Source organism: Saonia flava (assembly GCF_011927795.1).
Taxonomy (GTDB): domain Bacteria; phylum Bacteroidota; class Bacteroidia; order Flavobacteriales; family Flavobacteriaceae; genus Saonia; species Saonia flava.
Genome location: NZ_JAATJJ010000001.1, coordinates 1,761,715 through 1,783,458 on the forward strand (window position 1 = coordinate 1,761,715; position 21,744 = coordinate 1,783,458).

General features: G+C 36.7%; 14 protein-coding genes. 8 read left to right on the forward strand and 6 right to left on the reverse strand.

The features are described from left to right. Positions 1–15: 15 nt before the first annotated feature. A complete protein-coding gene (locus tag GGR42_RS07730) occupies positions 16–2,784 on the reverse strand; it encodes a DUF7133 domain-containing protein (RefSeq protein WP_167962522.1) in 2,769 nt (922 codons plus the stop codon). Between the two features lie 194 nt (positions 2,785–2,978). Here GGR42_RS07730 and GGR42_RS07735 point away from each other — a divergent pair, with 194 nt between their 5' ends. The 3 genes from GGR42_RS07735 to GGR42_RS07745 are packed head-to-tail and all read left to right on the forward strand — an operon-like array spanning position 2,979 to position 6,348. After that, complete coding sequence (locus GGR42_RS07735; protein WP_167962524.1) at positions 2,979–4,403, forward strand: sulfatase family protein; 1,425 nt, start codon at positions 2,979–2,981, stop codon at positions 4,401–4,403. After that, positions 4,400–5,113, forward strand: coding sequence for a tRNA1(Val) (adenine(37)-N6)-methyltransferase (locus GGR42_RS07740; protein ID WP_167962526.1), 714 nt, complete (start codon positions 4,400–4,402; stop codon positions 5,111–5,113). Before GGR42_RS07735 ends, GGR42_RS07740 begins: the two co-directional genes overlap by 4 nt. A gap of 56 nt (positions 5,114–5,169) precedes the next feature. Next, on the forward strand, positions 5,170–6,348 hold the full coding sequence (locus tag GGR42_RS07745) for an acyl-CoA dehydrogenase family protein (RefSeq protein ID WP_167962528.1): 1,179 nt from the start codon (positions 5,170–5,172) through the stop codon (positions 6,346–6,348). Position 6,349: 1 nt separating this feature from the next. Here the strand turns inward: GGR42_RS07745 and GGR42_RS07750 are convergent, their stop codons facing one another. After that, positions 6,350–8,401: a response regulator gene (locus GGR42_RS07750; RefSeq protein ID WP_167962530.1), complete on the reverse strand. Its 2,052-nt coding sequence runs from the start codon at positions 8,399–8,401 to the stop codon at positions 6,350–6,352. Between the two features lie 167 nt (positions 8,402–8,568). Here GGR42_RS07750 and GGR42_RS07755 point away from each other — a divergent pair, with 167 nt between their 5' ends. Both GGR42_RS07755 and GGR42_RS07760 read left to right on the forward strand, forming a co-directional pair. Beyond that, positions 8,569–9,153, forward strand: coding sequence for a Crp/Fnr family transcriptional regulator (locus tag GGR42_RS07755; RefSeq protein ID WP_167962532.1), 585 nt, complete (start codon positions 8,569–8,571; stop codon positions 9,151–9,153). Positions 9,154–9,205: 52 nt separating this feature from the next. Beyond that, positions 9,206–9,931: an SDR family oxidoreductase gene (locus GGR42_RS07760; RefSeq protein WP_167962534.1), complete on the forward strand. Its 726-nt coding sequence runs from the start codon at positions 9,206–9,208 to the stop codon at positions 9,929–9,931. Here GGR42_RS07760 and GGR42_RS07765 read toward each other — a convergent pair whose 3' ends face one another. From GGR42_RS07765 to GGR42_RS07780, 4 genes are all read right to left on the reverse strand, one after another. Next, the gene (locus tag GGR42_RS07765) at positions 9,932–11,365 is read right to left on the reverse strand and encodes an exonuclease domain-containing protein (protein ID WP_167962536.1); all 1,434 of its coding nucleotides are present in this window, start codon (positions 11,363–11,365) and stop codon (positions 9,932–9,934) included. It abuts the gene before it with no gap. Between the two features lie 44 nt (positions 11,366–11,409). Next, on the reverse strand, positions 11,410–14,436 hold the full coding sequence (locus GGR42_RS07770; RefSeq protein WP_167962538.1) for a DNA polymerase III subunit alpha: 3,027 nt from the start codon (positions 14,434–14,436) through the stop codon (positions 11,410–11,412). A gap of 2 nt (positions 14,437–14,438) precedes the next feature. Then, the gene (locus tag GGR42_RS07775; protein ID WP_167962540.1) at positions 14,439–15,653 is read right to left on the reverse strand and encodes a DNA polymerase Y family protein; all 1,215 of its coding nucleotides are present in this window, start codon (positions 15,651–15,653) and stop codon (positions 14,439–14,441) included. Positions 15,654–15,742: 89 nt separating this feature from the next. Beyond that, positions 15,743–18,139, reverse strand: coding sequence for a hybrid sensor histidine kinase/response regulator (locus GGR42_RS07780; protein WP_167962542.1), 2,397 nt, complete (start codon positions 18,137–18,139; stop codon positions 15,743–15,745). Between the two features lie 268 nt (positions 18,140–18,407). Between GGR42_RS07780 and GGR42_RS07785 the strand changes: the two genes are divergently transcribed. Genes GGR42_RS07785 through GGR42_RS07795 form a run of 3 tightly spaced genes read left to right on the forward strand, consistent with a single transcriptional unit; the run spans position 18,408 to position 21,736 of the window. After that, entirely contained in the window at positions 18,408–19,493 is a 1,086-nt protein-coding gene (locus GGR42_RS07785; protein ID WP_167962544.1) for a mevalonate kinase family protein, read from the forward strand. After that, positions 19,483–20,352: a sugar phosphate nucleotidyltransferase gene (locus tag GGR42_RS07790; RefSeq protein WP_167962546.1), complete on the forward strand. Its 870-nt coding sequence runs from the start codon at positions 19,483–19,485 to the stop codon at positions 20,350–20,352. The genes GGR42_RS07785 and GGR42_RS07790 overlap by 11 nt, the downstream gene beginning before the upstream one ends. 25 nt (positions 20,353–20,377) lie before the next feature. Beyond that, the gene (locus GGR42_RS07795; protein WP_167962548.1) at positions 20,378–21,736 is read left to right on the forward strand and encodes a Gfo/Idh/MocA family protein; all 1,359 of its coding nucleotides are present in this window, start codon (positions 20,378–20,380) and stop codon (positions 21,734–21,736) included. The last annotated feature ends 8 nt before the right edge of the window (positions 21,737–21,744 follow it).

Here is a 21,744-nt window from a genome sequence, read left to right on the forward strand (position 1 = left end):
GTTTAATCCGTATCCTTATTGTATTAATCCATAAATTTCCATTTCTCGCATGGTCCACGGAATTTCATCCTCGCCCTCTATATTTTTAGAAAGCTCTATTCTTAAAAATTTAGCAGATGTAGGCTCAAAAGAAAGTTTCATATCACTTTCTTCTCCAACACCTTCATAAACCGTACTCCAGGAAGTTCCATTTTGAGAAACCTGAATTTCAAATGCACGTGGAAATGTGTCCAATGGTGGTAATCTTCTCCCTCTCCATACATTTGGGCAAATAAAATGTAGTTCCGTTACTTTGGTTTCTTCTGGAAATTCAACTTGAAAATACATGCCATTTTTCTGCTTTTCACCTGTTGTCCATCCTTCTAAATTAAAGGCACTCAATGTAGAGGCTTTCCCCCCAATACGGTTTGGTGCTTTATGACTAGAAGTCACTTTCCAATTACTTGTTGGCTCTAACAATTGAGGTACAGATGCCATTAAATCACTGTAAGTATAAGGTACAGTTTGTTCAGCAGTGGCCGCTCTAACTCTTGCTACATCTTCTGCGGTAACCATTGGAGCTTCATTGGTCAGATTTATTCTAATATAAGATACAATGGCAGCAATCCAATCATCGGACTGTTCTATGTTACCTACCATAATACCGCCAGCGTATGTTTTCCCGTCCATGGGTCCTGTCATACCACGCAATACCGTTTTAATAGAATAATCCGGGTGTCCTTGTACACGCAAAGAACCTGCCAATGGTGGCGCCATCAACCCATCTCCCACAGCTATTCCTGTACCATTATTGCCATGGCATGTTACGCATAGTTCATTAAAAATAGTTGCTCCTTCTTCTAAAATTTCCTTATCAGCATCCGTGATTTCTGGACCTGCATTGATAAAAAAGCTATTTATTACTGGTGGTTCCAAAAGTTTCTCGCCTACAAATTGCACTCCTTTTGCCTTATTGTTTTTCATGGCTTTTTCAATGTTCTGCTTAAGGGAGGGCATTTTTAACAAATTGGCGGACATCATTGCCTGTATAACCACATCAACATTTTCATCTTCAAACAGCTTATAAAAATCCTCGGTCAAACTTTTATCGCCTTTCTTGTAAACGGATTCCCCTACTCGTAAAGCTTGTATTCTAATTTTTGGGTTGGAATCGGCCAATAAACTTTTTACCAAGTTTCCAGAAATGGCTCCTAACCCTTCTAAAGACCATAGTGCATGGGTACGCTCCAAAGGATTTTTGCTATTCTTTGCCAATGCTTCCAACTTGGGTACTACGGACAAATCTTTGGACATTACAATTAGTTGTTGTGCCTTATCTCTCCACCATCCATTGGGATGTCCCAAATGCTCCACCAGTTCTGCAGGAGTTTCCTCAAACATTCTAGGCTGTGTTTTGTCACGCTCCATATCATTATGAGTGATTCTCCACACACGACCTAAACGTATGACCTTATCCAATTGGTACTGCTCAATCTTTGCCCTTAAATAGGAACCTTTTTGCGCCCATTGACCTTCTTGTATAATTCCATGGTACATGTCCACGATATACATACTTCCATCTGGTGCGGTCGCCATATCCACAGGTCTAAAAAGTGGATCGGTAGATTTTAAAAATTCTGATTTTTGGTCTTGGTATACATTATGAAGTTGCGTTAAACCCTCCCTAACCACAGGATTTATTTGCCTTACAATTCTTGCTACAGGTTCTCCATAAAAATATTGGCCATACACCTCTTTAGGCAACCTATCTCCCCTATATACATCGTTACCCGAAGAACCGGTAACCCTGTTTAAACTTCCATCCGGACGTCTAATAGCAGCCATTCCTCCTTGCATATCTTCAATCTTAACGGGAGCGCCCCAAGGCACTTCAAATCCTTCTGCAAATTGATCTTCATAATCAAATGTACCATACACAATAGGAAATTGAAAATAAGAAGGCAGACCACTAGATCCACCTTGAAACCATAATTTTCCATCATCGTCATGGGTAACGCCCCACTGTGCTCTATTAAATCCTGTTTTTTCCCTTATGACACCGTCTGGTGTTTCTTTCACCCTAAAAGCGTTCATAGTACTGTACAACCAATTATCCATTCCCCAATACATAAATGACTGTTGGTGCTCTACATTCCCGGAACGTCCATATTTATTGGTGAAAAACTCTTTTTTATCTGCTTTTCCATCTCCGTCCGTATCTGTGTATTTATACACATCGTCCGCATCGGATTCCATTGCCAACACACAATCTTTTCCATATGGCAATACAAAACGTGGAAAAATTAAATTGTCAACAAAAGTGGTTCCTGTCTCATACACCCCATCATTGTCCTTATCTTCCCAACGTGATATTCTGCTTATGGGTTCCAAGGTATTATCAGAGTCTGCCGTAAGCATGTAACTTCTTAATTCCAAAACGTACATTCTACCATTTCCGTCAAAAGAGATAGCCCCTGGTTGCTCTATCTGTGGTTCTGAAAGAACTGGTTCTATCCCATATCCCTCTGGTAAAATAAAAAGTTTCTGCTGTTCTTCTGGGTATAAAGGAAGTACAGGTTCCTTGGGCTCCAAGTCAATTCCTTTCCAGTATCTATTCTCTGGATCAGCATTCTCTGGCAGTTCTATTACCGGAAGCACAGAATCCATAGATGCAATTACGGTTTCAACTGGTGTTGGCCCTTTTTCTTTGGGAGCACAATTCTGAAAAAAAGGTATTAATAATAAAAGAAAAATGGGATAAAGCCTTGTATTGCAACAAGGGCGGTATTTGGCTTTCTTGGTCATTTGGTGGGTATATTTAGAGTATCTATAATATTAGACCATATTAAATTACATTTATTGATATCTACCTACAAATTTTTAACAGAACCTTAAACATATTAGTGGATATTTGCCAAATATTAAACAGTCATTAGTTTTAAGTATCTTTTGAAAAATATAAATAGAACTTACAAGCCAATAATTAGATTAAAAAAACCATGAACAAGTATTTCATTCTACTATGCGGAGTAATTCTTCTAATTTCTTGTGAAAAAAAAGAAAAAGAAGTACAAGGACTTTCCCCTAATATTGTACTTATTTTTACGGATGATCAAGGATATCAAGATGTAGGTATATTTGGTTCTCCCAATATAAAAACCCCGCACTTGGACCAAATGGCCAGGGAAGGTGTTACATTGACAAGTTTCTATGCTGCCCAAGCTGTGTGCTCCGCTTCAAGAGCAGGCATTCTAACTGGCTGTTATCCCAATAGAATAGGAATCCACAACGCTCTTATGCCAAACGCCAAAGTTGGTCTCAATTTGTCCGAAACTACAATAGCCGAAATGCTAAAAGAAAAAGGATATAAAACGGGAATTTTTGGAAAGTGGCACCTTGGCGACCATCCCAAATTTATGCCCAACAACCAAGGGTTTGATGAATATTTTGGCATCCCCTATTCCAACGATATGTGGCCCTTGCATCCACAACAAGGACCTGTTTATAATTTTGGCCCTTTGCCTTTGTATGAAAATGAAACTGTATTGGATACCCTTACGGACCAATCCCAATTAACAACCCAAATTACAGAGCGAAGTGTGGACTTCATAAACAGAAACAAGGACAATCCCTTCTTTTTGTATGTCCCCCATCCTCAGCCCCATGTACCCTTGTACGTTTCAGATAAATTCAAAGGCAAATCTGAAAGGGGGCTGTATGGAGATGTTATCATGGAAATTGATTGGTCCGTCGGACAAATTATGGATGCTCTCAAAAAGAACGGTCTGGAAGAAAACACACTTGTTATTTTTACATCTGATAATGGTCCTTGGTTGGCTTATGGGGACCACTCTGGGATTGCTTTGCCTTTTCGAGAAGGTAAGGGAACCGCCTGGGAAGGAGGCCAACGGGAGCCTTTCATCATAAAATATCCCAAAAAACTGGGAGCAGGAAAAACACTGGACACCCCCATAATGGCCATCGATATTTTACCCACCTTAGCCGAAGTCACAAACACAAAATTACCAGAAAAAACCATTGATGGAAAAAGTGTTTGGAAGGTATTGAATGGAGGGGGAGAAAAAAGCCCACAAGAAGCCTATTTTTTCTATTATAGGGTAAATGAACTCTTTGGGGTACGGTACGGAAAATGGAAACTCTATTTTCCACATAGATATAGAACCATGAACGGACAAGAACCTGGAAAAAATGGATTTCCGGGAAATTATACAATGCTTGAACTAGAAGAAATTGAACTGTATAATCTGGAAAATGACAAAAGCGAGACCAAAAATGTAGCTAGTAAAAATCCTGAAATTGTAAAAAAAATAAAACAACTGGCAGACAAAATGAGGGGAAAACTAGGAGATTCTCTAACGGATGCAATAGGTTCGGAAAACAGACCCGCTGGAACAATAGAATGAGCAAACCTTTCAAATTCAAACAATTTACCGTGCACCAAGATAGATGTGCCATGAAAATAGGCACCGATGGTGTGTTATTGGGAGCTTGGGTATCCTTGGAGCACGACCCTTTCTCCATTTTGGATATTGGGGCCGGCACAGGTGTCATTGCCCTTATGCTGGCACAAAGAAGCCGGGCCGAAACCATTGAGGGAATAGAAATAGATGCTGATGCCTATGAGCAATGCGCCACTAATTTTGAAGAATCTCCTTGGGCAGATATACTTTTTTGCTACCACGCAGGTTTGGATGAACTTGTGGACGATATCGATGAAAAATATGACCTCATTGTGTCCAACCCTCCCTTCTATTCCGAAGAAATGTCTAGTGGAAATAACGCTAGAGATATAGCCAGACAAACGATATCCCTACCTTTTGGTGAATTACTGGAAGGCGTTTCCTTATTACTGTCCAAAAAGGGAGTTTTTTCTACTATTATCCCATACAAAGAAGAAGATTCATTTGTTGATCTTGCCAAAGACTTTGGACTCTTTCCACAAAGGATATGTCGGGTAAAGGGAACTCCGACCACAGAAATAAAAAGAAGCTTGTTGGAATTTGGTTTTTTAAACAAAGAACCTACTATAAATGAATTAATTATAGAAATAGAACGCCATCAATACACCGATGTCTATAAAAAACTTACCAAGGATTTTTATTTAAAAATGTAACTTTAGGTCTTTGTATTGTTATATTTTGTTTATTTATCTTTGATAAAAAACACCGCATGAAGCCAGATATTTTTGAAGCTCCCGACTATTATCATTTGGATGATTTACTTTCAGAGGAACATAAATTGGTTAGGGATGCCGCTCGCCAATGGGTTAAAAGAGACATTTCTCCCATCATTGAGGAATATGCCCAAAAAGCGGAATTTCCCAAACAAATTATTAAAGGTCTGGCAGAAATTGGGGCTTTTGGCCCCTATATCCCAACTAAGTATGGCGGAGCAGGGTTGGATTATATTAGTTACGGACTCATCATGCAAGAGATTGAGCGTGGAGATAGTGGTGTCCGCTCCACAGCCTCTGTACAATCTTCTTTGGTTATGTATCCCATTTTTGCATACGGTTCGGAAGAACAGCGAAAAAAATACCTGCCTAAATTAGCCTCAGGTGAATTTATGGGTTGTTTTGGTTTAACAGAGCCCAACCATGGTTCCAATCCAAGTGGTATGGAAACCAAATTTAAAGATATGGGCGACCATTATCTCTTAAATGGTGCCAAACTATGGATTTCCAACTCTCCTTTTGCCGATGTGGCCGTTGTATGGGCCAAAAATGAAGAGGGAAGAATTCACGGTCTTATTATAGAACGTGGCATGGAAGGTTTTTCCACTCCAGAGACCCATAACAAATGGTCCTTACGTGCCTCTGCAACAGGGGAGCTTATTTTTGACAATGTCAAAGTGCCCAAGGAAAATCTTTTACCCAATAAAAATGGCCTAGGGGCTCCATTGGGCTGTTTAGACTCAGCACGCTATGGTATCTCTTGGGGCGCTATTGGTGCCGCAATGGATTGTTATGATACCGCATTAAGATATGCCAAAGAAAGGATTCAATTTGGAAAACCTATTGCCGCCACCCAATTACAGCAAAAAAAATTAGCTGAAATGATTACCGAAATTACTAAAGCGCAGTTATTAACTTTTAGACTGGGGCAATTAAAAAATGAGGGAAGAGCAACCACAGCACAGATTTCCATGGCAAAGCGAAATAATGTGGACATGGCATTGAACATTGCCCGTGAAGCCAGGCAAGTTTTGGGCGCTATGGGCATAACTGGAGAATATAGCATTATGCGCCATATGATGAACCTGGAAAGTGTTATTACCTATGAAGGCACCCACGATATCCATTTATTAATTACAGGAGCTGATATAACAGGGCATTCGGCTTTTAAATAAATTAAGATGCCACAACACAAACAAAATGGTTTATTAAATTTTCTTTTAACTTATCAAAAGAAATAGGTTTTGTGATATAATCATTCATTCCTGCTTCCTTTGCTTCTTCAATTGCCTCTTTAGTTACATCTGCCGAAAGTCCAATAATGCGTATTTGTTGATTGGTTTTTCTAATTTCTTTTGTGGCTTCAAAACCATCCATAATTGGCATATGAACATCCATAAAAACAAAATCGTAATAATTCTTGCTTATGAATTCTACAGCTTCTATACCATTTGTTGCAGAATCCGAACAAATACCCAGTTTTTCCAAAGCCTTTTTTAGTACCAACACATTCACTTTATTGTCATCCACAATTAAGACTTTACTATCCCTTAAATAAGGTATTTTATCATTCAACAAATTGGCTTTTCCTTTATTTCCTGATAAAGGAAATTCTAGCGAAATATTGAATTCTGTGCCTACATTCTCCTCGCTATTTACTTTAATATCCCCTCCAAAAAGCTCCACTAGTTTATACGTTATATACAAACCAAGACCACTGCCTTCATGTTTCTTTGTCTTTCCTGTATCTACTTGGGTAAAACGATTAAAGACTGTTTTTAATTTATCCTTTGGAATCCCTATCCCAGTATCTTTAATTGAAACAAGGAGAGATAGACTTCCATTACTAATTTTTTCTTCATACGAAACTTTAATCCCTCCTCTTTCGGTAAATTTTAACGAATTTCTTAAAAGATTTGTTATTATTTGGCCATATTTCCCCATATCACCTTCCACCTCCAAGCTGCTCTTGGTCACTGTATCCAATTGAATTTTAAGTCCCTTTTCCTCAATACTTGGAGTATAGACACTAATGATATTTCTCAATTCATCCAATGGCGAAAAATTATCCTTTTTAAAAGTTGTTTTACCAGATTCTATTTTATCTATCTCCAAGATATCATCAACCAATAAAAGCAGTTTTTTTGATGAAATGTCCATTAAGGATAAATACTGCTTTAATGAAGTTGGCATATTGGATAACTTTAAAACCTCTATAAAACCAGAAATAGCATTTAAAGGAGTTCTTATTTCGTGGCTCATATTGGATATAAACTCTGTTTTTGCCTTTGAAGATTTTTCAGCTTTTAACCTTTCCTTCTTTAAGGACTCATTGAAAACTTTAAGTTTAACTATTGAATGATTTAGTAGTATGTTTTTCTTTCTTGAGGATTGATAAAAGTAGACAAGTGAACTTGAAAGTAATGACAGTAGTACTCCAAAAATGAAAAAAATATATATACTCTTTTTTCTTTCTATAAGTAGATTTGGGTTAGCAGGCATTAAGGAGAAAGTCCATTTTTGCTCATCGAGAACATCAACCTCGAAGGTTGTAGAAAAAATGAAGTCATCCCCAATTCTATTCGCACTAGGATTGTTTTTGGAATAAAAAACTGTTCCATTCTCATCTTTAACTTCAATAGCATACATATCCAAACTAGATGCCAGTTCATTAAACGGATTGGTAAAATCCATTCCCGCGGTGACCGACCCTTGAAAATTTCCTTCAAAGAAAACAGGCACATCCACTAGAAAAGCATTCCCCCCTTGGTAAAGCGTTAACCATGAGGAAACATTGGTTGATGAATCCTTTACATGCCCAGCCCATTCTTTCATTCCCGGGTGCTTGGACACATTTAAATCTATTACAGCTTCATTTCCTTCCAAAGGAGTCGTCTTTCTAATAACCATTAAACTATCTACCCACTCCACAAACTTAAAAGATGGGTTTTGCTCCAAAATAAGACCAGCATCTTTCTCCCAATATTGAAAATATGACCCATTCGTCATTTCAATTCGTTGTTTTAGATTTTCCAATGATTTAATATTATTCTTAACCGATAAGAAAAATTCTTGGGCCCTTAGGTTCCCAGTGGTCTGTATTTCATTGATAAGTGACAATTTTTGTGACTCCAATGATTTGTTCCATAAAATGAACACCATAGTGATAAAAACCACAAAAACTGTAATAGGAAGTATTAGTTCTTTTTTTGAAAATTTTATCGACATGTATAATTTCTAAATAAAGGATACACTATTTTCATACAGCAAACTCAAAACAGAACTATTTGTAGGAAAATACAACATTTATTATAAGTATTAACAACTTTTGTTAAAAAATATTGTAATAGTGCCATTTTTATTTAGAAATAGTATTTTGAAGAATTAATTTTTAGATGACTGAGAATATTCTAAAAAAGTTAAATGAAATTCACCCTATTACATCAGAAGGCCGGGCTGTTTTTTTACCCTTGCTTGAGAGTGTTACCATAGAGCAAAAAGAGTTTTTAATAAGACAGGGTGAAAAAGCACAATATGTTTATATCTTATTGGATGGGGCGGTACGTGTTTTTTACAATAAAGATGGGAATGAATACAATAAAACATTCTTTGTTTCCAATACATTTCCAACACCCATTACAGCCCTACTAAGCAATACTAACTGTGAATTGTCCTTCGAAGCGCTATTACCCTGTAAGCTGGTGCGATTTTCATATAAAAAATTTAGGTCTCTTTTTGAAGAGCACCGTTGTTTTGAATCATTAATGCTTCGAATCATGGAAAACTTATGGATTAAAAAGGAAAGACATGATATTAGAATGGTAACAAATGATGCAACCACCAATTATAAAATTTTCAAGGAGGAATTCCCAGGCCTAGAAAATCAAATTCCACAATACCACATTGCCTCTTATTTGGGAATAACACCTGTACAACTCAGCCGAATCCGAGCACAATTAATAAAATCACGGCCAAATTAATTTATTAACCTATGTTAATGTACAGTTCTATGGCAATGGGCAATTTTACCCCATGAAATTATCCAATAACACCATATTAATTACTGGAGGTACTTCTGGAATTGGAAAAGAATTAGCAGGTAGATTATTAAAAAGAAACAACAAAGTGATTCTTTTGGGGAGGAATGCAAAAAAATTGGAAGCAGCAGCAAAAGAAGGTTTTCACACCTTACTATGTGATGTAAGCAAAATGGAAGATATAGAAAATGTAGTGGAAAATATTAAAAACAATTTTCCAGATCTTTCCATCTTGTTCAACAATGCTGGGGTACAGTATAACTATCTATTTAAGGATATGGCCATTCCTTTGGAGAACATAGCGCAAGAAATGGGGGTAAACAGCACTGGGCAACTTATGCTCACTCAGCGTTTAATCCCTCTTTTATGTTCCCAAAAAAAAGCTATGATAATTAATACGACTTCGGGTCTTGGGGCCTTCCCAAAAACAGATGGCTTGGTTTATAGTGCAAGTAAAGCTGCATTACGTAATTTTACGACCGGGCTTAGACTTACCCTTAAAAATACTTCGGTCAAAGTTCTGGAATTTATACCTCCTGTTACAGATACCCCTATGACTTCGTGTAGAAATGGGGATAAAATGCCTGCACAAAAACTAGTGGCCTTGGCCATTCCTCAAATAGAAAAAGAAAAACGTATTGTTACAGTACCCAAAATGCGGATTTTTTTATGGGTTAGCTTTCTTATGCCAAAACTTGCCCATAAAATTCTATCCAAATAATTAAAAAAGCTGAAGTTGACCACTTAGACTATTTGGATGGCCATCATAGATGTCTTCCCCGTATTTTTTTATTGGGGTCACACTGTGCTCATTATTTTTTAAATACCAATTTAAAATGCGCCTAACATCCCTATTGTCTTTTTGCCCTTGTAAGGCAGTAAGATATTGTTTTGGACTGTGCTCTATCTTATGGACGGTACTGTATCCAAACCCTTTGTAAATACCATTTTCTATAAGTACAAAGGCCACTTCTTTTTTGGTACGCCCCTTTTCCTTTATGATAAAATTATCCGTTTCGTATTCCAAAGATTCTATAGCCTGCCGTACACGTTTATTATACAACACCACATCCTCTTTTCCACTACATACCCCTTTGCACTCTTTTATTTGATAATGAAAACAGCTACCACTTACATTTCCCTGTAAATGACAGTATTTGGGGCATAGCTCAAATTCTTTGCAAAGTTTTTCCAAAAATACCCTACATTCCGTAACATTATAAAATTTCATGATAGGATTGGCTACCATTTTAATAGTGTTATAGCCAATATGCATTATTCCAGAACTATCCTCGTAGGTGAAAATGGCCAAGCTTTCCCTCGCCCTGCGCTGTGCCCTATTGTATTTGGGAAATAGGTTTTTTATCTCGGCAGACTCCAACAAAAGTGCCAAAAGTTCATTACCGGTCTCTGTATAGGTAATGTCGGCAGTTTCCATGCACATAGTAATTTCTTTCTTTGCCTTATCATAAAAATGGCTTAGTACTCTTTTTTTTATGTTAATTGCCTTACCCACATAAATGATATTCTTTTCTAAGTTTTTGAAGTAATAGACACCCTCCGTTTCTGGCAGTTTATCAAAAACATCTTTCGGTAAAAGAGGTGGCAAGGTAGCCTGCCTAGAACGTGGATTTAAAAACGATTGGAATACTTTTTCATCATCATCCAGCTCTAATAATTGCTCAAACAAAATAGTTGTTGCTTCGGCATCTCCCTTAGCGCGGTGCCGGCCTACAATTTCTATTCCCCTAGATTCACACAATACTCCAAGGCTATAGGATTTTAATCCAGGAATCAATTTTCTGGACAAACGAACCGTACAGAGTTTTTTTCGTCTAAAATCAAACCCCAGTTCTTTAAACTCGTTCTGAATGATGTTATAGTCAAAATTAACAGAGTGAGCCACAAAAATGGTGTCTTGGGTCATTTTCTCTACCTTCTTTGCTATTTCATAAAACTTGGGAGCATCTCTTACCATGGCATTGGTAATACCGGTTAGATTTGTAATAAACGGAGGTATATTGGCTTCAGGATTCACTAATGTAGTATACTCGTCCACCACCTTTTCACCATTATGCTTAAAAATGGAAATCTCGGTAATTTTCATTCCGGTATATCCATTTCCTGTGGTTTCTATGTCTACAATGGTGTACACTAATTTAATCTATATTTGAGAAATTTGAAGATAATAATTAATACTTAAACAACACCGTCATTCGTTTTTTGTTTCTCTCGCTCGGGCAGTCTTTTTTTAGCTGTTCTCATATCTGTATACCTTGGATCTGGAATATAATTTTGCTTTTGCATTTTTATAACTTCTATACTTAAAAAGCCAAACTCGCTTACCACCTTTCCATATAACCTATAAACACCTCTGCCCCTAAAAATATACTTGGCAGCTACTGGGGGGAAAAGCACGGCATCAAACACTTCTCCATACTGGTCTACCATTGTAGCAAAATTCATGCGTTTCCCATTATATGTATTTGTATTTTTTACGGTTACCATATAGCCATAAATATCTATATGCTTGTTTAAATGTTTAATAAAATCCCTTTGTCCATTATAATTATTAGGGAAATTCTCCAACAAACTAAAAGGGCTACAAAGGCAAAAACCCAACAACTCCAACTGTGTAAAGGCCATTTCTAAATCTGTGGTATGCAATTCTGGAATGTTAAACTTTTTATGCTTGGGGACAAACAATTTTGGATGCTCCATTTGTACATTTTTGGATACCATTAAATGGGCTTTCCAAAGTAATTCATGCTTATTGGTTTGCGTAAATCTAAAAGCGTTTATTCGGATTAAAATACTTAATTGTTCTACAGAAATGGTCACCCTATCCAAAAAATCCTCCAACGAGCCAAAAGCTCCATTTAAACTACGTTCCTTTATAATACGCTCTGTGACCCGTTCCTCTATATCTCGCAAATACATGAACCCCAAATAGATGTTTTTTCCATAAATACAATTGGTCCCAAAACTTTTATTAATACATGGCGCATGAATGGTGGCGCCCAACATACGAGCTTCATGAATATAAAATTCTGAACGGTAAAATCCTCCTCCATTATTAAGCACCGCCACCATATATTCCAAGGGAAAATAGGCTCGCAGAAACAATGTTTGATAGCTTTCCACAGCATAGGAAGCCGAATGACCCTTAGCAAAAGCATAACCTGCGAAACTGGCCACTTGATTCCAAATTTCAAAAATAAGGACCTCCAGAAACCCCTTTTTTCTACAGTTTTCTATAAACTTATCCTTCACTTTTTGGAACTCTTCCCGTGAGCGGAACTTACCACTCATTCCTCGCCGTAATACATCGGCTTCACCCAAATCCAAATCTGCAAAAATATGCGCCACTTTTATTACATCTTCTTGGTACACCATAACCCCATATGTATCTGGCATAATTTCTAACATAATGGGATGAGCTTCTTTTTCTGTTCTTCCTGGATTACGATGGCGCAAGATATACTCCCGCATCATACCACTTTTGGCCACTCCTGGACGTATTATGGAACTCGCTGCCACCAAGCCCAAATAATTATCTACTTCAAGTTTTTTTAACAACATTCTCATAGCCGGTGATTCCACATAAAAACAACCCATACACTGTGCTGTTTTAATCAGTTCATTGATTTTAGGGTCTTTTTTAAAATCATCAATTTTATGGATATCCACATTCGCGGCCTTTTCTGGTTGGTTATACTTTAAAATTTCCAAAGTTTCCTTGATTTTGGCAAGACCACGCTGTCCCAAAATATCAAACTTATACAAGCCCACATCTTCTGCAATAACCATATCGTACTGTGTAGTTGCATATCCCTTTGGCGGTAAATGGGTTGCAGAGAAATAGGTCAACGGTCTTTCGCTAATCAATATTCCTCCCGCATGTATACTTAAATAATTGGGCATGCCCTTTATTAATCTTCCATATTTAATTACTAAAGCGGCCATACTATCCAATTTTGCCAGATCATACCTGCCACTACACAACATATCTATCTCTTCTTTGGGAAGCCCAAATACTTTCCCCAGTTCCCGTATCACCCCTTTTTCCTTAAAGGTGACATAAGTGCCCAAAAGAGCTACGTGTTTAAACCGTTCAAAAATATAGGTGGTCATTGCGCCACGGTCTTTCCAAGAAAAATCAATATCAAAATCGGGAGGACTGGTCCTGTATAGATTAATAAAACGCTCAAAATACAGGTCCAAATCTATGGGGTCCACATCTGTAATTCGCAATAAATAAGCCACAATACTATTGGCACCACTGCCACGCCCTACATAGAAAAACCCTCTTTTTCTTGCTTCTGTAACAATGTCCCAATTAATGAGGAAATAGGAAGTAAATTCTTTTTCTTTGATAAGCTTTAGTTCCTTTTCAATCCTTTCCTCAACACCATCACCCCCATTGGGGTATCTATATTGCAATCCTTCTTGGCACAACTTTTCCAAAAGCTCTATGTCTTCTTTTTCTGAGGATAAATAGGTCTTTAGATTTTGTGGTTTTCGCCCTTCCGAAAAATCAAAATGAATATGGCAAGAGCGCAATAACTTATCAGTGTTTTCTAGAATAGATGTATATTCTGAAAAGACCCCAGCCAAATTTTGGATTGGAAACATTTTTTCTTCTTCATTCGTCTGCTCTGTTTGCGGGAGTTTACTCAGTAACACATTATTATCAATTGCCCGTAATAATCTATGTGCATTATAATCGCGTTTATTCCTAAACGTAACCGGTTGCTGTACCACCAATTTATCTTTGAGTTGTCCCAAACGTGAAAAAGGCAACCGCTTTAAATCGTTTACAGAAATTCCTATAAACTCGTTCTCTTTAAATTCTTGTTGATTATTCCTGAGAACTACCTCAAAAGGATACACCACATAAGCTTCTTTAAAACTAGGCGCCAGTTTAGGAATCTCTCTTTTTCCATGTAAATGTTCAGAAAGAAATGTATTGAGTTCTTGATAGCCCTCGTTATTTTTAGCAATTCCTATAAAACATGGATTTATTCCATTTCTAAAATCTATTCCCAATACAGGTTTCACATTGTATTGAGGTGCTTTGCGTACAAAATTGAGCCCTGCGGAAGTGTTATTAATATCTGTTAGCACCAACTGCGAAACATGATTTTCCTGTGCCAATTGCAATAGCTCTATTTCTGAAAAAGCTCCGTAACGCAAGCTGTAATATGTATGACAGTTTAAATACATGTTTATTGTTTTCTATGTGCCAAAACAATAGGGGGCTGCCCATTAAAAGGATTATTCATTCTCCCTATAGTCTTGGCTCCCATAGCAGAAGCCCTTATAACACTTTTATCCCCAAATCTATTCCTAATATGGTCCATGGCATGGTATAGATTTAAGGTTTCCTCGGTATCTTCAAATAAATTGATTTGGTAATTGCCCGACACCAAATGGCTAAATCTAATACCCACCAAGCGAACCAACAATCTTCTATTGTACAGTGTTTTGAACATATCCAAAATCTTGGGTATCAAGATATGATCTGCACTGGTATAAGGAATTCGAAATTGTTTTGAATAAGTATTAAAATCTGAATACCTAATTTTTACTGTAATGCAAGCCGTTAACTTCTCTCCTTTACGTAATTGATAGGCTAAATTTTCGGCCATGGCTATAAGAATACCTCGTAGTTTTACTACATCAATGGTATCCTTGTCAAAAGTACGTTCTGTTGAAATGGATTTTCTTTCGCAGAATGGAATCACAGGTGTATTATCTAACCCATTGGCTCTTTTCCATATTAATGAACCATTGGCTCCCAGCACCCTTTGCATAACATCCATGGGCATTTCTTGTACAGTTCTTACTTGTCTTATACCCAAATTACATAGCGTTTGATAGGTTTTATCTCCTACCATAGGTATCTTTTTTATGGATAAGGGGGCCAAAAAAGGTTTCTCATATCCAAAATCTACTTTTAGCTGATTATTGGGCTTGGCTTCATTAGTTGCCACCTTAGAAACCACTTTGTTTATAGATAGCCCCAAAGAAATAGGCAAGCCAGTTTCCTTAATAATGGTTTGTCTTAGTTCTGAAGCATACTTATAGCAACCATAAAAGCGGTCCATTCCAGAAAGGTCTGCATAAAACTCATCTATACTGGATTTTTCAAAAAGCGGTACTTTTTCCTTTATGATTTCTGTAACCACATCAGAATGTTTACTGTATGTACCTGCGTTACCACGAATAACAATAGCTTCTGGACAAAGCTCTTTGGCCATCCTCATGGGCATACCGGAATGCACTCCGAAACCACGTGTCTCATAACTACATGCGGCCACCACACCCCTATCACTGGTGCCACCAACAAGTAAAGGTCTATTACGCAACTCAGTATTAATGAGCCGCTCCACTGATACAAAGAATGTATCTAAATCTAAATGAAGTATGGTCTTTTGCATAGCTTACTAAAAAGGTAAGCTAATTTATGGAATATTTCCATATTATAAGAAATATTCCATATTTTAAACTGTCGCTAAAACATAAAGTCCTATTTTGGGGTAAGAACTAGATTATTTTCTATTTTTTTATATAACAAATTTCCATTTATAGGCTTTGTCATATAATCATTGGCTCCCAAGCGAAATATTTCTTTCTTTGTTTTATCCGTGCTATCTGCGGTAAGTACAATAATAGGGATATCCATATCCACATTACTTATTTTACCACTCCTAATCATCGCTGTGGTTTCAAAACCATCCATGACAGGCATTTGTAAATCCATTAAAACAATATCATAGGTATTCTCTTTTATAAACCCAATAGCTTCCGAGCCATTGTTTGCAATGGTCAACGTAGTATTTTCCCATTTTTTCGCCAAAAGCTTAATTACTGTCTGATTGGTCTTATTATCCTCTGCTAAAAGAATATTGCATCCTTTTAGGTTATACTGACCACTTAATGAGGATTCCAAAATATCCTTTTGAAGTTCATTCTCATCCAAAGGAAATACTAAACTCACTTTACACGTAATTCCTTTTTGATAATTATTATGGATGGATATGTGTCCTTTCTGAAGATCCACATAATTTTTAACAATATACAATCCAAGTCCTAGGCCACTAAATTCCCTTTTGTCCAAAAATGATTTCTTGGTAAACGACTCAAAAATGGTGCTCATTTTTTCTTTTGAAATACCTATACCGGTATCAGAGATGGAGAAGTCCAAATGAATCTTATTTCCTTTTTCAATAGTATGTCCTATATGGAGTTCTATTGTACCTGATTCGGTAAACTTAATGGCGTTATCCAGTAAATTATTAAGAATTTGAACCAATTTAACCCTATCCCCGATTATCCTTTTTGGCAAATTGGAAATGTCAGAATATATAAAGTCCAATTCCTTGTTCTTTGCTTTTTCTGCATTCACAGATGTAATCTTGTTTATAGTATCGTGCAGGTTAAAAGAAATTTCCTTAAGCTCTTGATTTCCTTTTTCTATAACTGTAAAGTCCAAAATATCCTCTATATAACCCAATAAGCTTTCGGAAGAATTTAATATTAATCCACATTTTTCATCCAAATCCATATCTTCCCTATTCTCTTTTAGTGAACTGGCAACACCCATAATTAAATTTAATGGAGTTCTTAACTCATGACTAATATTGGATATAAAGGAGGATTTAATTTCATTCATGTCCTTTGCCCTTTGCAATGCCAATATTTGGTTTTTGTCATTCTCCACTCTTAATGTCCTAATCCTATTACTCATGGAAATGGAAAGGAAAATAATTTCTAATCCTATCCCAAATTTTGCCCCATTACTAGTAAAAAAAGAACTACTTATTAGATTAAAGTTATTGAGTATAAAAACAATGAAACCCATTATGAGAAAAGAAATACCCCCTACAAAATAAGTGTCCACCTTTACTTTTTTCCTTTTCAATACCACAATCGATGTTATCATTTGGAATAACACCAGGAGACCCACAGCATTTGCCAATGGATATGCAACAGGTAAAGAACTTGGCACCAATAATAGTATTGATATACAGGCAATAATAGAGATTAGCATTACCCTGTGAGATAGATACAATACCTTGCTATGCTGTTTTATATCTAAAAAGGTCTCTCCGTACTTCACAAAAAATAAAAGTGAGGTCAAAGCCGAAATAATGACAGCTCTATTGGATAGCCATCCCCCCTGAGGGGTAAAATATTGATGGAAAAAACCATCTAAAGAAAACTGGAGCATTGCTATAAACAATACATACAGCCCGTAAAATATAAATACCTTATCTCTAAGCGCAAAATAGAAGAACCCATAAATGATACATGCCAAAATTAAAATTCCATAGAAAAAACCATAAAATATTTGCTCTTGATAGGTCTTCTCTATAAAATCTTTCTGGCTATATAAATCCAAGGGCAATACTGCAACTTCCCCATCACTTTTTAAATGAATCCATCCCTTCAATTCTTCATTCGCTCCCAATTCAAGTCTAAAAACAGATTTTCTATGTTGTACACTTTTTTCATTGTAAGGAATAACATCACCACTTTTATGCACCATGGCTTCTCCATTCTCATTGGTTGTATATAATGTTACATAATCTGTAATGGGGCGGCCTGTCTCCAAATAAAAGTGCATAGGCTTTTCGGTATCGTTATGAATACCAAATTGAATCCAAAGGTTATCTTGGGAAAATCCCAGATTTTCTTTAAATGCCGTTAGTGGTTTAAACGATAATTTTTCCGAATTACTCTGTATATATTCAAAATCATATTGTTCATCACCTGCATTAAAAAGATAAGCATAAGGACGTATGGAAAAAGTTTCTTGGGAAGTTTTATCTATTACAACTTGTCCATTAACAGATATAAGAATAGACAGGAAAAAAGAAAGCGCTAGCAATCTTTTAAGAACAATTTCTTTATTTAAAAGCATAAATGTAGGTTATAACTATTATTGCCTTTGGGGAAACAACTATAGCTTCATTGGTTTTTTTAATCTTCTCTAAATAACTAAGAATGCATAGGCCTATTTTATTTTTTAGATAATCTGCACAATATGATCTATAAAATTACAGCTCATTTCATAAACCTAGATAAAATCATTAGCCTATCAGTAACAACAAAAGTGAAATAATTTTAAATTTGGAAAACATTTTACATTTAACTCAAATTAAACTTCCTTAAAAAGGTCAATAAAAAAGATGATAGTCTCAAAAGCCCCTGGAAGAGTTTGCTTGTTTGGAGACCATCAAGATTATTTAGGGCTTCCTATCATTGCCTGTGCCATTGATAAATATATAACCCTATCTGCAACCAAAAATAATTCGGATTTCTTTCTTCTTAATTTTCTTGATTTAAATACAACTAGAAAAATTGATATTCGGGACACCCATCATAATATCTCCCATGACGATTTTCTAATACTTGCCATTAGGGTATTAAAAAGATATGGTTGTATTCCTACCACGGGGTATAATATTGAGGTTAAAGGTAGTATTCCCATGAATGCCGGGCTATCCAGTTCCTCCGCATTGGTAGTGGCATGGGTGAATTTTTTGGTGCAAACTTTTGGGACCAACCAATCCATTACTCAAGAACTTATTGCTAAAATTGCCTATGAAGCTGAGGTTGCAGAACTTGGAAATCCCGGTGGGAAAATGGACCAGTACAGTATTGGGCTGGGAAATATTATCTATTTGGAAACAGATAAAAAATCCATTTATGAGACCATTGGAACACACCTTGACGGACTCGTTGTTGGAGAATCTGGTATTCCAAAGGATACACTTGGACTTTTGGCAGATAGAAAAACACTTGCCTTAAAAGGCATTGCAATTTTAAAAAATAAGTTTCCCAAATTTAATGTTAAAACCATATCAGAAAATGAATATGAGCAATATGCCTCACATCTTTCAGGGGAAATACGGCCCTATTTTTATGCTGCAGTCCATAATCATATGATTACCCAAAAAGCTCTTTTAGAATTCAAAAAAGATAATATAAACCTTACCACTATTGGCGAGCTTATGAACGCACATCATACCATATTAAAAGAGGTCCTTAAAATTACCGTGCCCAAAATAGATAGAATGATTGATACCGCATTAAATGTAGGAGCCCTAGGAGCAAAAATAGTTGGGTCCGGTGGTGGTGGCTCCATTGTAGTTCTTGCTCCAAACAATCAAGAAAAAATAATCAATGCCTTAAAAAAATCAGGTGCGGAAAAAGCATATCCAGTTTCTGTTTCGAAAGGTGTAAAAATCATAAAACAAAAGAATGCACAATAACTTAATTATATTGGCTGGTGGGGCTTCCTCAAGAATGAAAAAAGAGGCCAACAACCCAAATCTAAGTCAAAAAGACATAGAACAGGCCAATAATAAAAGTAAAGGTCTTATTGGTGTTGGGGAAGAAGGGCTTCCTTTTCTGCACTACTTATTGAACAATGCCAAAAAAGCGGGGTATACCAATATTTTTATCATTATTGGCGAAAACGACACTCATTTTCAGGAGGTATACGGTTCAGGAATTAAAGGCAATGAATTCCATGGATTGTCCATTTCTTTTGCTAGACAATATATTCCTATAGGCCGTGCAAAACCATTTGGAACGGCTGATGCTGTTTTTCAAACATTGGAACAATTTCCTGAATTACAATCCCAAACTTTCACTGTTTGCAATAGTGATAATTTATATTCTGTTGAAGCCTTAAGTTTGCTTAAAAACACAACCTCAACCAATGCACTATTAGGCTATGATAGAGATACTTTGGAATATCCTGAAGAGCGTATTGCTCGTTTTGCCTTAATAAAAATGGATGATGCTAATTATATGGTGGATATTATTGAAAAACCAACCATTGAAGAAGTTCCAAAATATAAAGACAAAAATGGAAAATTACGGGTAAGTATGAACATTTTTAAGTTTAGTGGAACCATGTTCTACCCTTACTTAAAAAATTGCCCCGTACATCCAGAAAGAAATGAAAAGGAATTGCCAACAGCATTGCTCAATATGATTCAGGACCACGCCCAATCAACCAAAATTATTCCAATTGCCGAGCACGTAATCGACCTTACATCAAAACAAGATATTGAAAATGTGCGGGAATACTTAAAAGAAAACTATCCCAAACTAATTTGGTAAATTTATAATCAAACCCAATAAGCATATGAAATCTCGCAGAACCTTTATAAAAAAAACATCGGTGGCTGCCAGTGCAGTCTCTATACTGCCCAACCTAATTTTGGCCAATGGGCAAGATAAAACAGATGAAAAATTAAAGGTCGGACTTATTGGTGTGGGCCTACGTGGCACCAATCATTTGAACAATCTTCTTAAAAGAGATGATGTGCTCATTACAGCCATTTGTGATATTGACCCAAAACGAATTGAAATAGCCCTTAAACATTGTGCTGAAGCCAACAATCCAAAACCCGTGGTTTTTGGTGACCACAAATTGCACTATCTGGATTTATTGGATTTAAAGGAGGTAGATGCCATTATTATTGCCACTCCATGGCTATGGCACACCAGAATGTCCGTTGACAGCATGAAGGCTGGCAAATATACCGGTGTAGAAGTATCCGCCTCCAATACCATGGAAGAATGCTGGGATTTAGTAAATACCCATGAGGCCACAGGCTCTCATCTCATGATTCTAGAAAATGTAAATTACAGGCGCGATGTAATGGCTGTGTTGAATATGGTTCGGCAAAATGTATTTGGAGAATTGGTACATTTTAGATGTGGGTATCAACACGACCTAAGAGGCGTAAAATTAAATGATGGCATAACTCCCTATGGAAAAGGTGTTGAGTTTGGAGAAAAAGGAATCTCCGAATCCAAATGGCGTACCCAACATTCTGTTTTAAGAAATGCGGATGTGTACCCCACCCATGGTGTGGGGCCTATTGCGGCCATGTGCGACATTAATAGAGGAAATAGGTTCTCATCCTTGACTTCCTCGGCATCAAAAAGTATTGGATTACATAATTACATTGTTGAAAATGGGGGAACAAATCATCCCAATGCGAAAGTCAATTTTAAACAAGGCGATGTTATCACCACTACTGTTGAAACCACTAATGGAGAAACCATTATCATTACCCATGATGTAAACCTTCCAAGACCCTATTCTTTAGGTTTTAGGGTACAGGGTGCAAATGGACTTTGGGAAGTAGATGGCAACAGAATATATATTGAAGGAAAGTCTGAACCACACAGATGGGACAATGCTGATGAGTGGCTAAAAAAATACGACCATCCTTTATGGCAAAAATATGGGGAATATGCTACAGGAGCAGGACATGGAGGAATGGATTTTTTTGTTATTAATGCTTTTGTAGAGTCTGCAAAACAAAATATTACCCCTCCTTTGGATGCTTATGATGCCGCTGCATGGAGTGCCATTACTCCTCTATCTGAAGTTTCCATAGAAAACAATGGAGAACCACAAGATTTTCCAGATTTCACCAGGGGCATGTGGATCAATAGAAAACCGTATAATTGGATAAAAGACACATACTAAGAAAGATT